This is a genomic window from Corallococcus terminator, assembly GCF_049194865.1.
GTDB classification, from domain to species: Bacteria; Myxococcota; Myxococcia; order Myxococcales; family Myxococcaceae; genus Myxococcus; species Myxococcus terminator_A.
In genome coordinates, this window is the sequence record NZ_JBLZWL010000050.1 from 98,664 (window position 1) to 110,947 (window position 12,284).

Below are 12,284 nucleotides of genomic sequence, written 5' to 3' on the forward strand. Positions count from 1 at the left end.
GAATTGACGGAGCACACACCGCGGCGGCGGGGAGCCATCTGCACGGATGGCTCCCTACCAGACATCACAGGGGAACCTGGGATGCTCCTCACCAGACCTGAATCGGAGACGGCTGGTACCGTGAGTCACCGAGGCCCAACTGGCCATCGGTGTTGTCACCGAAGCCGCTCATCGTTCCGTCCACGGAAACGACGAGGGCGTGGTTTTTCGCGGCAACAAGGGCCACTGCACCCGTCAATCCAGGCACCTGCGTGGGAACCTGTGAGGAGGTGGTGGTGCCGTTCCCCAACTGGCCCATGTTATTGGCGCCCCAAGCCCAGACGGTGCCATCCACCTTGACCGCGAGCGAGAAATAAGAGCCGGCTGACACGATTCTGACGCCCGCGAGGACGGACACCTGTGTGGGCGCCAGTCGGCCGACGACGGTTCCATCCCCCAGTTGGCCAATGGCGTTGTCGCCCCAAGCCCAGACGGTGCCGTCCGCCTTCGCCGCCAGCGCGTGGTAGTCGCTGGCTGCCAGAGACACCACGTTGGTGAGGCCTTGCACCCGCGTGGGAACCAGTCGTTGGGTGGTGGTGCCATCCCCCAGTTGGCCAAAGGAGTTGTCGCCCCAGGCCCAGACGGTGCCGTCCGCTTTCAACGCCAGCACGTAGAAGTAGGCTCCAGCCAGGGACACGACACCCGAGAGGCCTGGCACCTGCGTGGGAACCAGTCGTTGGGTGGTGGTGCCATCCCCCAGTTGGCCATTGTTATTGTCGCCCCAGGCCCAGACGGTGCCGTCCGCCTTCACCGCCAGCGAGGTGCCATAGCCCGTGGCCAGCGCTACCACGTCAGTGAGGCCCGGCACCTGCGTGGGAACCAGTCGTTGGGTGGTGGTGCCATCCCCCAACTGGCCACTGGAGTTGGAGCCCCAGGCCCAGACGGTGCCGTCCTCCTTCACCGCCAGCGAGTGGCTTTTGCTCGCGGCCAGGGCTTCAACGCTGGTGAGGCCCTGCGCCTGCGTGGGTGAGCGCCCGTGGAGGGTCGTCCCGTCGCCCAACTGGCCATCGCCGTTGCTTCCCCAGGCCCAGGCGGTGCCATCCTGGTTCCGGGCCAGGGAGTACCCGGTGCCGCCCGCCAGCCTGCTACCCCCGATGAATCGAGAGGGGATCGGATAGGGGTGAATGTTCGCGGAGCCGTCCCCCAACTGGCCATTGTTACTGGAGCCCCAAGCCCAGGCGGTGCCGTCCGACTTCAGCACCAGTGAGTGTGAGAAGCCCGCGGCCAGCGCCACCACGCCAGTGAGGCCCGGCACCTGAGTGGGAGCCAGTCGTTGGGTGGTGGTGCCCTCCCCCAACTGGCCACTGGAGTTGGAGCCCCAGGCCCAGACGGTGTCGTCCGCCTTCGACGCCAACGAGTGGGTCGCGTTCGTCTCGAGGGAAACCACGCCGGTGAGGCCCGGCACCTGCGTCGGAACCAGTCGGCGGGTGGTGGTGCCCTCCCCCAGTTGGCCATAGGAGTTGGAGCCCCAGGCCCAGACGGTGCCGTCCGCTTTCAACGCCATCGAGTGGGTGACGCCCGCGGCCAGCGCCACCACGTCAGTGAGGCCCGGCACCTGCGTGGGAACCAGTCGCTGGGTGGTGGTGCCATCCCCCAACTGGCCACTGGAGTTGGAGCCCCAGGCCCAGACGGTGCCGTCCGCCTTCGCCGCCAGCGAGTGGCCAACACCCGCGGCCAGCGCTACCACGTGAGTGAAGCCCGGCACCCGCGTGGGAACCAGTCGTTGGGTGGTGGTGCCATCCCCCAACTGGCCACTGGAGTTGGAGCCCCAGGCCCAGACGGTGCCGTCCGCCTTCGCCGCCAGCGAGTGGTTGGCGCCCGCGGCCAGGGACACCCCACCCGAGAGGTCCGGCACCCGCGTGGGAACCAGTCGTTGGGTGGTGGTGCCATCCCCCAGTTGGCCAAAGGAGTTGTCGCCCCAGGCCCACGCGGTGCCGTCCGACTTCAGCGCCAGCGAGTGCCTGTTATCCGCCGCCACGGACACGACCCCGGTGAGGCCAGGTACCTGCCCGGGAGCCAGTCGGGCCCTGGTGGTGCCATCCCCCAGTTGGCCAAAGGAGTTGAAGCCCCAGGCCCAGACGGTGCCGTCCGGCTTCAACACCAGCGAATGGTGCGTACCCGTGGCCGGGACGCTCCGTTCGACCAGGCCCATTGTCGCGTGCGGCACCGTGTTGAGGGCAATGGTGCCATCTCCCAACTGTCCCTCCACGTTCTGGCCCCATGTCCACACCTCCCCGCTGGCCACCAAGACCACCGAGTGCTGCCCGTTGCCCGCCGCCATGGCGACCACGCCGCTCAGCTCCACCACCTGCACGGGCACCAGCTTCTGCTCCAGCGTCCCGTCGCCGAGCTGGCCGCGCGGATTGCCGCCCCAGGCCCACACAGTCCCGTTCGACTTCAGCGCGAGCGAGTGGAACTCCGCCCCCAGCACGCCGTCCACGCCTACCAGTCCCAGGATTTGCGAAGGCATGAAGCGAGAGGTGGTGGTCCCATCCCCCAATTGGCCGTAGGTGTTGGCCCCCCACGCCCACACGGTGCCGTCGGCCTTGCGCACGAGAGAGTGATTGCTGCCGGCCGACAACCCCGTCACGTTTCCGAGGCCTGGGACTTGCGCGGGGAGTGTCCGGGAGCCAGGGGTGGCGTCGCCCAACTGGCCGCTGAGGTTGCTGCCCCACGTCCACACCGTGCCGCTGGCGTCGAGCGCGAGCGAGTGCGCATTGCCCGCGGCAATCGCGGTAATCGCGGGCAGGCCCTGCACCCGCACCGGCACCAGACGCTGCGTCGTGGTGCCATCGCCGAGCCGGCCCGAGCCATTGCTCCCCCAGGCCCAGACGGTGCCGTCCGACTTCAGCGCCAGCGAGTGCGAGAAGCCCGCGGCGACCTTCACCACCTCCACCAGCGAAGGCACCGGCGCGGGTACCTGGCGCCCGGTGCCGGCGCCGAGGGTGGTGCCGTCGCCCAGTTGGCCGCTGATGTTGCTGCCCCAGGCCCAGAGGGTTCCGTCCGACTTCAGCGCCAGGGAGTGCATGTCGCCGGCACTCACGGCACTGATGCTCCTCAGGCTCCGGACGCGGACGGGCACGCGTTGGTCCAGGGCACTGCCATTGCCCAACTGACCTTGGCCGTTGTCGCCCCAGGCCCAGACGGTTCCGTCCGAGCGCACCGCGAGGCTGTGGTTGCGACCGGCGGCCACGACTCCCAGGCGACTGGCTGTCTCGGCGGCCCTGTCCGTCCCCAGTTCGTCAAGTCCTGACGGTGTCGGGTCCTGACAGCTTGAGACTCCCAGCGACACGAACAATAACCAGATGGCCTTCAATGCGACGCCCGTGTATCGACGATGTGGCTGCATGGACCTCTCCCGGTGCAATGATTTGTGGCGACAGGCGCGAAAACCTGTCTCAAGAATCATGCACACTATCCGTGAAGCGAGCCGACACAAATCAGAAGGGCTGTGTACGATTCCCCTCCAGCCGCGTGCTGAAGGAGCCCTCTCCACGAGAGGGCGACAGTCCGGGGGGCTTGGGTGTGAGTTCACCAGACGCGGGTGCGACGACGGGCTGGCGGAGTGACGCCGTTCGACACGACAGGTGGTGCTCGAAGTCAGGGGGAGCGCTGGTCATCCAGCGCTCCATCAACTGTTGCCCATCCGCGGGGCCCGCCGTGACCCGCCCTCACCTCACTCCGCGCTGACCTTCGCCTCCGGCCACCGCTGCCCCGAGCTGTAGTTGGCGGGGATCCACCGGTAGCTCCTCCCCTCCGCGCCCAGGCGACCCAGTCCGGGGAAGGGCATGTGTGAGAGTCCAAGCAGGTCTCCGCGCGCCGCGGCCTCCGCGAACGCACGTGCTCGCTGGGCCGCCGCGGCGCGGTCGTCGACGTCGTAGGCGACCGTCACCGAGGGCTCGCGAAGCTGCACCGAGCCGAAGTGCATCAGGTCGCCAAACAAGACCAGCCGCTGCCTCCGGCTCTCGATGATGTAGCTGCTGTGCCCCGGCGTATGTCCCACGGTCGCCATGACGCGGATGCCCGGGACGATGGAGTCCCCGCCTCCGAACGTCTTCAGCTTTCCCGCGACGCGGTAGGGCTCGACCATCGCCCGCGCCTCCTCGAAGTACTTCGGGTCCACCGTGCCCCGCGACTTCTCACGCCCGAGCCAGAAGTCCGCTTCGCGCGCATGGACCTGGAGGACGGCGTTGGGGAACGCCCGGCGCGTGCCGGACATCAACCCGCCGGAGTGGTCGGAGTGGATGTGCGTGAGCAGCACCACGTCAATCTGTTCAGGCTGGTACCCCGCGGCTTGAAGGCTCTGTTGAAGCTGGCCACCCACGCCGGGGCCGAAGAAGCTGCCCACGCCTGTGTCCACGAGCACCAGCGCCGTGCCGGTGTTGACGAGGAACGCGTTGATGGACAGCTCGACGGGGTCCTCGAGGTGGTCTCTCGAGAGCAGCTCCTTCACCCGCTCTGGCGTCGTGTGCGTCGCCACGTCGCGCACCGTCTGTGGAACGGTTCCGTCGGACAGCGCGGTGATTTCGAAGTCGCCGAGCATCATCCGGTAGAAGCCAGGCGCCTGCGTTCGCACCTGGGGCGCGGACGCGTGGGCAGAGACTGGAATCAGTGAAGCGATGGCCATCACCAGCAACGTGAGGGCGCGTGAGACAGCGAGGAAGGCACTGCGAGGCAGGGGTCTTGTCATGGGAGAGGAGATAGCGCCCGGTCTCGACTCGGATAAACGGGCGCTCGTCTCACACACTGTTTCACCCCAGAAACAATCGGGAGCGCGTCGGGGAGCCCTGGGGCGCGCGGGATGAACGCGATATGCCGCGAGTGGAGGTGGAAGATGGACAGGTTCCTGGCCATGGAGGCCTTCGTCCGCGTGGTGGAGAGTGGCACCTTCACCAAGGCGGCGGACGCGCTGGGCCGCCCGAAGACGGCGGTGACGCGGCTCATCCAGCAACTGGAGGCGCAGCTGCGTGTGAAGCTGCTGCACCGCACCACGCGCCGGGTGACAGTCACGCCGGAGGGCATGACCTACTACCAGCAGGCCCTGCGCCTGCTGGGGGAGGTGAGGGAGCTCGAATCCACGCTGTCCCAGTCAAGGCGCGGCCCCCGGGGGCGCCTGCGGGTGGAGTCGAGTGGAACGCTCTCCCGGCTGCTGCTCGTCCCCGCGCTGCCGTCGTTCTACGCGCGCTACCCGCAGATGCACATCGAGCTGGGGGTGAGTGACCGCGTCGTGGACCTGCTCGCGGACAACGTCGACTGCGCGATTCGCGGTGGGGGCGTGAAGGACGAGTCCCTGGTGGCGCGGCACCTGGGAGACCTCTGTTATTGGCTGTGCGCGTCACCCAAGTATGTCGAGCGTCACGGTTCGCCACGTCACCCGCAGGAGCTGGCGGGCCAGGCGCATGCGGTGGTCAGCTACTTCTCGTCGCTGAGTGGCAAGGAACTCCCCTTCGTCTTCCTGCGCGACGGTGAGCGATTGGAGGTCCAGGGCCGCAGCCTGCTGACGCTCAATGAGACGAACGCGTACCTGGCCGCGGGACTGGCCGGCCTGGGCGTCATGTTCGCGCCCCGCTTCGTGGTGGAGCCGTACGTCGCCTCCGGTGAGCTGGTGCAGGTGCTGGAGGGATGGCAGCCCGAATCCCGGCCCCTGTTCCTGGTCTACCCGCCTGCCCGCCAGCAGGCCGCCGGACTGCGGGTCTTCGTCGACTGGACGATGGAGCTGTTCGCGAGCCGGCCGAGCCTGTGGCGCCGCGAAGGGTAGCCGTCACGCACGTGCCGCTCAGAGTGAGGCGAAGACATCGCCGAGCGTGGCGAGCATCGACTCCGAGCTGCGCACGCGGAACGTCGACCCGGTGAGGCGCGCTGACTCGATGCGGTCGACGCGGAGCATGCGCACCGCTCCTCGCAGGTGGTCCCAGACGAGCAGGAACCACGCGGGCCAGCTGAGCAGGAGGTAGTGCGGCTCCACGACGCGCATGGTGCTCACGTCATTCGCGCGGTAGGTCAGCTCCAGGGCCCGTTGCTCGAAGAACGCCTCCTGGATGGGGCGCAGTACCGAGGCGCTGGGGGCCTTCCACGTCGCGGTGACGTTCCGCGAGCTGGGGCCGACCAGAATCCTCCGGCGCAGCCCGCTCACCCGGGAGCGCTCCTCCGGTGGAAACGAAGCGGAGAGCTTCTGCCGCAAGCCCTTGAGCGTGGAGAGCAGCAAGGGGGAGCCCAGCTGCTCCGCCAGCGCCAACGCGAGCATCAGGTCGAGGACTTCCCGGGTGTCGAGCTGCACGCGCCCCAGCCCCGTCCGGGGTGGCACGCGCACGCCGCCGCCTCGCCCCGCGTCCGACTCGATGGGGACGCCACGAGCCGCGAGCCGGGACAAGTCTCGCCGGATGGTTCGCACGCAGACGCCCAGCTCCTCGGCCAGCTCCGACGCCGTCCACGATGGGCGGGAGGCGAGGAGGCCCAGGACGCGGTCCAGGCGGTCGCTGACGGGTTCGCGTTTCAAAGGTGACTCATTCTGTCACCTTTTGGGGTGATGGTCTCCTGGTCGCGAACGAACGCGGCCCGGACAGGAGAGACCATGACCTTCATGCGCGGAATGAGCACCCTCAACCTCTGGGCGGACGACCTGCGAGCGGCGACCCGCTGGTACTCGGAGCTGCTCGGCGTGGAGCCCTACTTCAGCAGCGAGGCCGCCGGGCGCGGGCCGGGTTACGTCGAGTTCCGCATCGGTGACTACCAGCACGAGCTGGGCATCATCGACCGTCGGTTCGCTCCCCCGGGGCTCGCCACGAGTCGAGGCGGGGCGGTCGCCTACTGGCACGTCGACGACGTCGCCGGTGCGCTCTCGCAGTTGCTTGCAAAGGGCGCTGAGCTCCTCGAGGGTGTCACCGAGCGGGGCCCTGGCTTCGTCACGGCGTCGGTCATCGACCCCTTCGGAAACGTGCTGGGCGTCATGTTCAATCGTCACTACCTGGACGTCCTCGGAGCCCGCCATGGCGCGCGCTGAACGAGGTGCTGTCGCTGAGGCCCCGGTGAAGGCGTTTCGCGGCGTGGCGGAGTTCGAGGCGTGGCTGGAGGAGCACGGCGGTGCTCCCGCCGGGGTCTGGTTGAAGCTCGCCAAGAAAGGGACGGGCATCACCTCTCTGACGGATGACGAGGCGGTCGACGTGGGGCTCTGCTTCGGCTGGATATCGGGCCTGCGGAAGTCACTCGACGAGCGCTTCTATCTCCAGAAGTACGTGCCGCGCCGGCCACGCAGCCGGTGGTCCCAGGTGAACGTGCGGAAGGTGGAGGCGTTGCTGGCCGAGGGCAGGATGCGCCCGGCGGGGCTCGCCGAAGTGGAAGCCGCCCAGGCCGATGGGCGCTGGGCCGCTGCCTACGAGTCGCAGCGAAACGCCACGGTTCCCAGTGACCTGACGGTCGCGTTGTCCGCGAGCCCCCGAGCCGCGCGTGCCTTCGAGGCGCTCGGCAAGACGCGGCGATACGCGCTCATCCTGGAGGTCGTGACGACGCGCACGGAGACGGGCCGCACGAAGCAGGTGCGGCGCATCGTCGACTCGCTCGAGTCCCAGGAGCCTTGAGGCGTCTGCACGCCCCCCGGGAGCTGCTGCCCCCGGAGGGCCATGTCCGCGACGAGGACCCGGTGGTGTCTCCACCACCGTCCCGCGTCACGACTCACCGTTGCAGGCGCGGCGACTACCGGCTGACGGAGTAGCTCCCGCCCCAGGCTCCGTAGGAGAGCGTGGTGATGCCATTGCGGGTGGTGCCCGTGTAGCTGCTCTGTCCCGGCTGGATGGTGACGACCACCGCGCCTCCGGTGGCGGGAATCACACCCGCATGCACCGCGGCCGCGCAGGCATTCGAGTCATCGGTGTAGAGGTCCGTCCCCCACACGACGCCCCCGCTCACCGCCGGGCAGCCGCAGCGAACCTGCGTCCCGTTCTGCCCGCGATAGGACATGAAGTCGATGCTCGAGCAGGCCTGCGCAGGGGGGAGCTGGAATGAGAAGCTGCCCGCCCAGGCGCCGTAGGAGAGCGTGGTGACGCCGTTGCGGGTGGTCCCCGTGTAGCTGCCTTGTCCCGGCTGGATGACGACGACCACCGTACCTCCCGTGGAGGGGATGGCACCCGCATGCACCGCGGCGGCGCAGGCATTGGAGTCGTCGGTATAGACGTCAGAGCCCCACACGGTGCCGCCGCTCAGGGCCGGGCAGCTGCATCGAATCTGCGTCCCGTTCTGCCCGCGGTAGGACGTGAAGTTGTAGCTCGCGCAGCTCGCGACCCCACCGCCGCTGTAGAGGTAATCCAGCGCGGTGTTGTCGGAGTCGGTCCACTCGCCGGTCTCGGTCGACCGGAAGCAGGAGTTCATGATGGACCCGCCCACGACGGCCGTGGTCGGCGTCCCGGGGATGTGGATGGCGCCCACGCCCGCATCTCCCTCGTCGCCACCGGCGCCGCAGCTGATGCTGCGATTGTAGTAGTCCGTGTGGCGGAAGCCGATGGCATGGCCGAGCTCGTGGGTGATGACGTGCTCGTTCACGTCCGCGCTGTAGCTGTTGAGTCCGGTGCCGATGTTGATGATTCCATAGGGCAGGCCGCCCGAGGGGAAGCCCGCGGAGCCGCCGGTGCCCGTCGTGGTCTGCGCGATGATGTTCGCGGTACAGCCGGTGGCCGGGCCGCGCGCGAAGGTGATGCGCAGGCCGCGCTCATTGTAGTTGGCGATGGCCAGGTCGAGCCCCTGGCTCAGAAACGTGTAGCTGTCGAAGGCGGCGGTGGAGTTGACGCAGATCTTCGTCACGCTCGAACCGACGAGGTTGGTCGTGCGGTACTGCTCGGCGCTCTCCAGGGGGACCTGAAGCATCTCCCGGGACGCCTCGAGCGTGACGTGCGCGTCGCGGCCCACGTACACGGCATCGTCGGCGATGAGGATGTCGTCGGCCGGAAAGCCGGCCTCCAACAGGTTGGAGATGATCTCCTCGTTCTCAGCCTGCGGGTCGGTACCGCAGCCGACCAGCAAGGCACCGCAGGTCACCGCGAAGACTGCTGCCTTCTTGAACATGGGGGCTCGTTTCGCTCACAACGGGGATGGGCCGTCCGTCTGGCAAGCCAGCCCAGACCGCGCGACGGCCCGCCGAGCATTTCCCTGGTCAAGACATGTAATGCCGTAAAAATCTGTTTAACTGTTCGGGGCTCAACTGAAGGGCTTGCGAGGCGAAGGCCTCGTGGCCCTGGCCTGGACAGAGGACAGGCCCGAGGAGGGCACGGGAGCGGTCAGCGCGGTGTCTCCGACCGTCCCGTGTCCTGCTCACCCCGTGGAGTGGTTACGGGGGGCTGGTGAGGTGCTCGCCTACCAGCCGTAGAGGTACGTCAGTGCGAAGATGTCGCTGTTGGTGAAGTTGCCAGAATCTTGGAGGGTGGGGCAGGCGTTCATGACCGAGCCGCCCGGGGTGGCGAGTTGCGGCGTCCCCGGGATGTGGATGGCGCCCACGTTCTCCGGGTCCGGCTCGGGGGCGGGGTATGGGTAGCCGCAGCTGACGCTGGTGTTGTAGTAGTCCGAGTGGCGCAGGCCGAGGGTGTGGCCCAGTTCGTGGGTGATGATCTGCTCGCTGACATTGAGAGGGTAGGCGTTCACACCGATGTTGATATCGATGAGCCAGCCCGGAAGACCATTGGCGGGGAACGCCGAGATGCTATTCCCGTTGCCGAGCATGTTGGTCTTCGCGACGATGTTCGCGGTGCAGCCGGTCGTCGGCCCGCGCGCGAAGGTGATTCGGAGCCCCAGCGCATTGTAGTTGGCGATGGCCAGGTCGAGCCCCTGGCTCATCAGGAGGTAGCCGTCGAACCAGGTGGTGGGGTTGACGCAAATCTTCGTCACGCCCGGACCGGCGATGTTGACCGAGCGGTGCTGCTCCATGCTCCCCGCGGGGACCTGGAGCATCTCGCGGGACGCCGCGAGCGATACCAGGCCATCTCCGCCCACGAGCACGGCGCCGTCCACGACCTGGATGTCTTTGGCCGGAAAGCCAGCCTCGATGAGGTTGGAGAGGGTCTCTTCTTGCTCGGTCTGCGCGTCGGAGCCACAGCCGACCAGCAATGCGCTACAGCTCACGGCGAGGATTGCTACCTGCTTGAACATGGGGACTCGTATCTCTGACTTCGGGGGAGGCGCTGTCCGCTGGAAACTCCAGCCCAGACAGCGTGACGCCCCTCGGAGCATTCCCCAGGACCCCGCCTAATAGATCAGGAAAATCGACTCATGGTCCGGGTTGACGCGGTCAGTCTCGGAGCACGGAACGCAGGCCTACGGGCCTCCATCGCGAAGCGCTGGGTTCGAGGTAGCGGGTCGCGGCGGCGGAAAAACCGGTGAGTAGCATGCGCCCTTATAGACGTAGCTGTCGTCGTCGCAGTCCTTCAGTGGGACATCGAGCTTGAGCCAGCAGCCACCACGAAGGGCGACCTGGGAGCGGCGGGGGCATCGACCGCTGGAGTCCGGACGAAGCTGCCCGGGGAAAGGTGTGGTGGGCATGTCCGTGGCGAGCGTCATCCAGACGGAGGGCAAATCCGAGGTGGAGACAGGAGAGGTCAGCGCGGAGTCGCCGACCGCCACCGTGTCGGCATCCTCCCTGCGTTGACTTGCTTTCGTCGCTTCTTCCGAGAATTTGAGGTCAGACACGGTACGCCAGTGCCAGACGGCTCCAGTGCCAAGTGTACAGCCCAGGCCCAAGGTCGCGAGCCAGGGCCGCCAGGACAGGGGCGCGACACGGCGTCGGACGGGAGGCAGTTTCCAGAGGTGGAGCTGTGCATCGGCTTCGGGCCCCAGCGCTCTGGCTGCCTCTTCCAGGGCATCGGCCAGTTCCCGGGCGCTGCCACGCGCGGTGGGCTGGATGGAGAGCATCCGGGTGATGAGGAGACTGAGCTCGGCGGGACACCGGGGGTTGAGGACGTGAGGAGGACGAGGGCCTGTCACCTTGTCGGGCTTGTCGTACCAGCAGCGGGAGGCCGCGTCGCGAGGGTCACAGGTGGCTGGGTACTGCTCGGTGACGAGCCGATAGGCAGTCACCCCCAGGGCAAAGACGTCATCCGCCGGGCCTGCCGCGTAGTGGTCGTCGCGGGAAGAGGGGACATTCGTCGCGAAGCGCCAGGCCTCGGGTGAGCGGTAGGTGGAGGTACCCGGTGGGGGTGCACTCCACGTCAGGCGGGAGGCGCCCTGGTGCGTGCTGGATCCGAAGTCGGTGAGGAACACGCGCTCATCGGAGGAGCGCACCAGGACATTGGTTCCCTTCACGTCCCGGTGTACTCCGCCCAGCGCATGGACGGCCTCGAGTGCGCGAGCGAGCGCCGCGAGGACTCGGAGCACGCGGCGAGGAGTCGACGACACGAGCCGGGCCCAGGAATAGAGCGGTGGGCCGTCCACCAACTCCATGGCGAGATAGGGGTGGGGACGCCCCTCGGGTGACATCCAGGTCCCATGCCCCATCAGCCTGGGGATGCCTGGATGGTGGAGGAGGGCGAGGAGCTCGACCTCGCGCTGGAAGCGAGGGTCCTCTGGAGCGGCGGCGAGTTTGAGGGCGGCGGGGCGCGGCTCGCCGGGGTCCATGGACACCGCGCTATAGACGGTGCCGTGAGCGCCGCGCCCTTGTTGCTCCAGTACGAGCCAGGGCCCCACGCGTGCTCCTGCGGGCAGGTACGCCGGATTCAGGTGGCCCCATTCCATTTCGGGTCTCGCGAGGAGGCGCGCGGTTCATCCCGCGCGCGAAGAGCCTAGCTCGAAAGACAGGCACTTCGGTCGAGAGGCCGCACTGCTGACTCGACGCCATCGGGTGTACCAGCGCGCCCGTGGAAAGAACCTTCTGTTCACTCACCGGCCCGCCCCTCTCGCACACCAGGGTGCGCCTTCCAGGAGGGTCCTCCAGCCGCTACTGGTGGGCCTTCCGTCTTTCTGGGAGACGCGCGCGGGAGCGGACCTCACTGGCACCACGGGCCGTCCACACGTTTTCGGTCTCCCTCGACTCCCATCCCTCTCACGGCGGGCCCCGCGTCCTCGGCTCAGGCGCAAGTGCTGTGGCCCTGGGAGCCTGTGTTGCTCAGCGATGGTACGGAACTGCCCGCCGAGTTGCTCAAGCCAGTCATGCGGGGGCTCACCATGCACGAGCACGAGAAAGACGGCGGCATCTTCGACGTCACACACGTCAGCAGGCATCAGGCGGCGCGCTGCACGCTCACCATGACGGATGGGCATGTGCTCGTCGTGAC

The 12,284-nt window shown here is 67.8% G+C and carries 10 protein-coding genes; 4 read left to right on the plus strand and 6 right to left on the minus strand.

The genetic code is table 11. The annotated features are described in order from the left end of the window. Positions 1-88: 88 nt before the first annotated feature. Together ACN469_RS16865 and ACN469_RS16870 are read right to left on the minus strand one after the other, a co-directional pair. Positions 89-3,388, minus strand: coding sequence for an RCC1 domain-containing protein (locus tag ACN469_RS16865; RefSeq protein WP_498769108.1), 3,300 nt, complete (start codon positions 3,386-3,388; stop codon positions 89-91). A gap of 327 nt (positions 3,389-3,715) precedes the next feature. Then, positions 3,716-4,729 carry an MBL fold metallo-hydrolase gene (locus ACN469_RS16870; protein WP_498769109.1) on the minus strand — a complete coding sequence of 338 codons (1,014 nt, stop codon included), beginning with the start codon at positions 4,727-4,729 and terminating at the stop codon, positions 3,716-3,718. Between the two features lie 144 nt (positions 4,730-4,873). On the opposite strand from ACN469_RS16870, the gene ACN469_RS16875 reads away from it, so the two are divergent. Beyond that, complete coding sequence (locus ACN469_RS16875) at positions 4,874-5,797, plus strand: LysR family transcriptional regulator (RefSeq protein WP_498769110.1); 924 nt, start codon at positions 4,874-4,876, stop codon at positions 5,795-5,797. A gap of 18 nt (positions 5,798-5,815) precedes the next feature. On the opposite strand, the gene ACN469_RS16880 is transcribed toward ACN469_RS16875, so the two are convergent. Continuing rightward, complete coding sequence (locus ACN469_RS16880) at positions 5,816-6,535, minus strand: helix-turn-helix transcriptional regulator (protein ID WP_498769111.1); 720 nt, start codon at positions 6,533-6,535, stop codon at positions 5,816-5,818. A gap of 75 nt (positions 6,536-6,610) precedes the next feature. Between ACN469_RS16880 and ACN469_RS16885 the strand changes: the two genes are divergently transcribed. From ACN469_RS16885 to ACN469_RS16895, 3 genes are read left to right on the plus strand one after another with little or no spacing between them, the layout of a single operon-like run. Then, a complete protein-coding gene (locus ACN469_RS16885; RefSeq protein ID WP_498769113.1) occupies positions 6,611-7,039 on the plus strand; it encodes a VOC family protein in 429 nt (142 codons plus the stop codon). After that, positions 7,026-7,613: a YdeI/OmpD-associated family protein gene (locus tag ACN469_RS16890; RefSeq protein ID WP_498769114.1), complete on the plus strand. Its 588-nt coding sequence runs from the start codon at positions 7,026-7,028 to the stop codon at positions 7,611-7,613. Before ACN469_RS16885 ends, ACN469_RS16890 begins: the two co-directional genes overlap by 14 nt. Continuing rightward, positions 7,610-7,747: a hypothetical protein gene (locus ACN469_RS16895; RefSeq protein ID WP_498769116.1), complete on the plus strand. Its 138-nt coding sequence runs from the start codon at positions 7,610-7,612 to the stop codon at positions 7,745-7,747. Before ACN469_RS16890 ends, ACN469_RS16895 begins: the two co-directional genes overlap by 4 nt. Here the strand turns inward: ACN469_RS16895 and ACN469_RS16900 are convergent. From ACN469_RS16900 to ACN469_RS16910, 3 genes are all read right to left on the minus strand, one after another. Beyond that, positions 7,729-9,090: a M57 family metalloprotease gene (locus ACN469_RS16900; protein ID WP_498769118.1), complete on the minus strand. Its 1,362-nt coding sequence runs from the start codon at positions 9,088-9,090 to the stop codon at positions 7,729-7,731. The genes ACN469_RS16895 and ACN469_RS16900 overlap by 19 nt on opposite strands. Positions 9,091-9,378: 288 nt before the next feature. After that, positions 9,379-10,167: a M57 family metalloprotease gene (locus tag ACN469_RS16905; protein ID WP_498769120.1), complete on the minus strand. Its 789-nt coding sequence runs from the start codon at positions 10,165-10,167 to the stop codon at positions 9,379-9,381. A 165-nt stretch (positions 10,168-10,332) separates the two neighbouring features. Then, entirely contained in the window at positions 10,333-11,697 is a 1,365-nt protein-coding gene (locus ACN469_RS16910; RefSeq protein WP_498769122.1) for a serine/threonine protein kinase, read from the minus strand. Between the last annotated feature and the right edge of the window lie 587 nt (positions 11,698-12,284).

Bases quoted from the DNA above. Each gene is read 5' to 3' on its own strand.
- ACN469_RS16870 (WP_498769109.1), bottom strand. From the start codon at position 4,729: ATGACAAGACCCCTGCCTCGCAGTGCCTTCCTCGCTGTCTCACGCGCC.
- ACN469_RS16865 (WP_498769108.1), bottom strand. From the start codon at position 3,388: ATGCAGCCACATCGTCGATACACGGGCGTCGCATTGAAGGCCATCTGG.
- ACN469_RS16890 (WP_498769114.1), top strand. From the start codon at position 7,026: ATGGCGCGCGCTGAACGAGGTGCTGTCGCTGAGGCCCCGGTGAAGGCG.
- ACN469_RS16900 (WP_498769118.1), bottom strand. From the start codon at position 9,090: ATGTTCAAGAAGGCAGCAGTCTTCGCGGTGACCTGCGGTGCCTTGCTG.
- ACN469_RS16875 (WP_498769110.1), top strand. From the start codon at position 4,874: ATGGACAGGTTCCTGGCCATGGAGGCCTTCGTCCGCGTGGTGGAGAGT.
- ACN469_RS16885 (WP_498769113.1), top strand. From the start codon at position 6,611: ATGACCTTCATGCGCGGAATGAGCACCCTCAACCTCTGGGCGGACGAC.
- ACN469_RS16905 (WP_498769120.1), bottom strand. From the start codon at position 10,167: ATGTTCAAGCAGGTAGCAATCCTCGCCGTGAGCTGTAGCGCATTGCTG.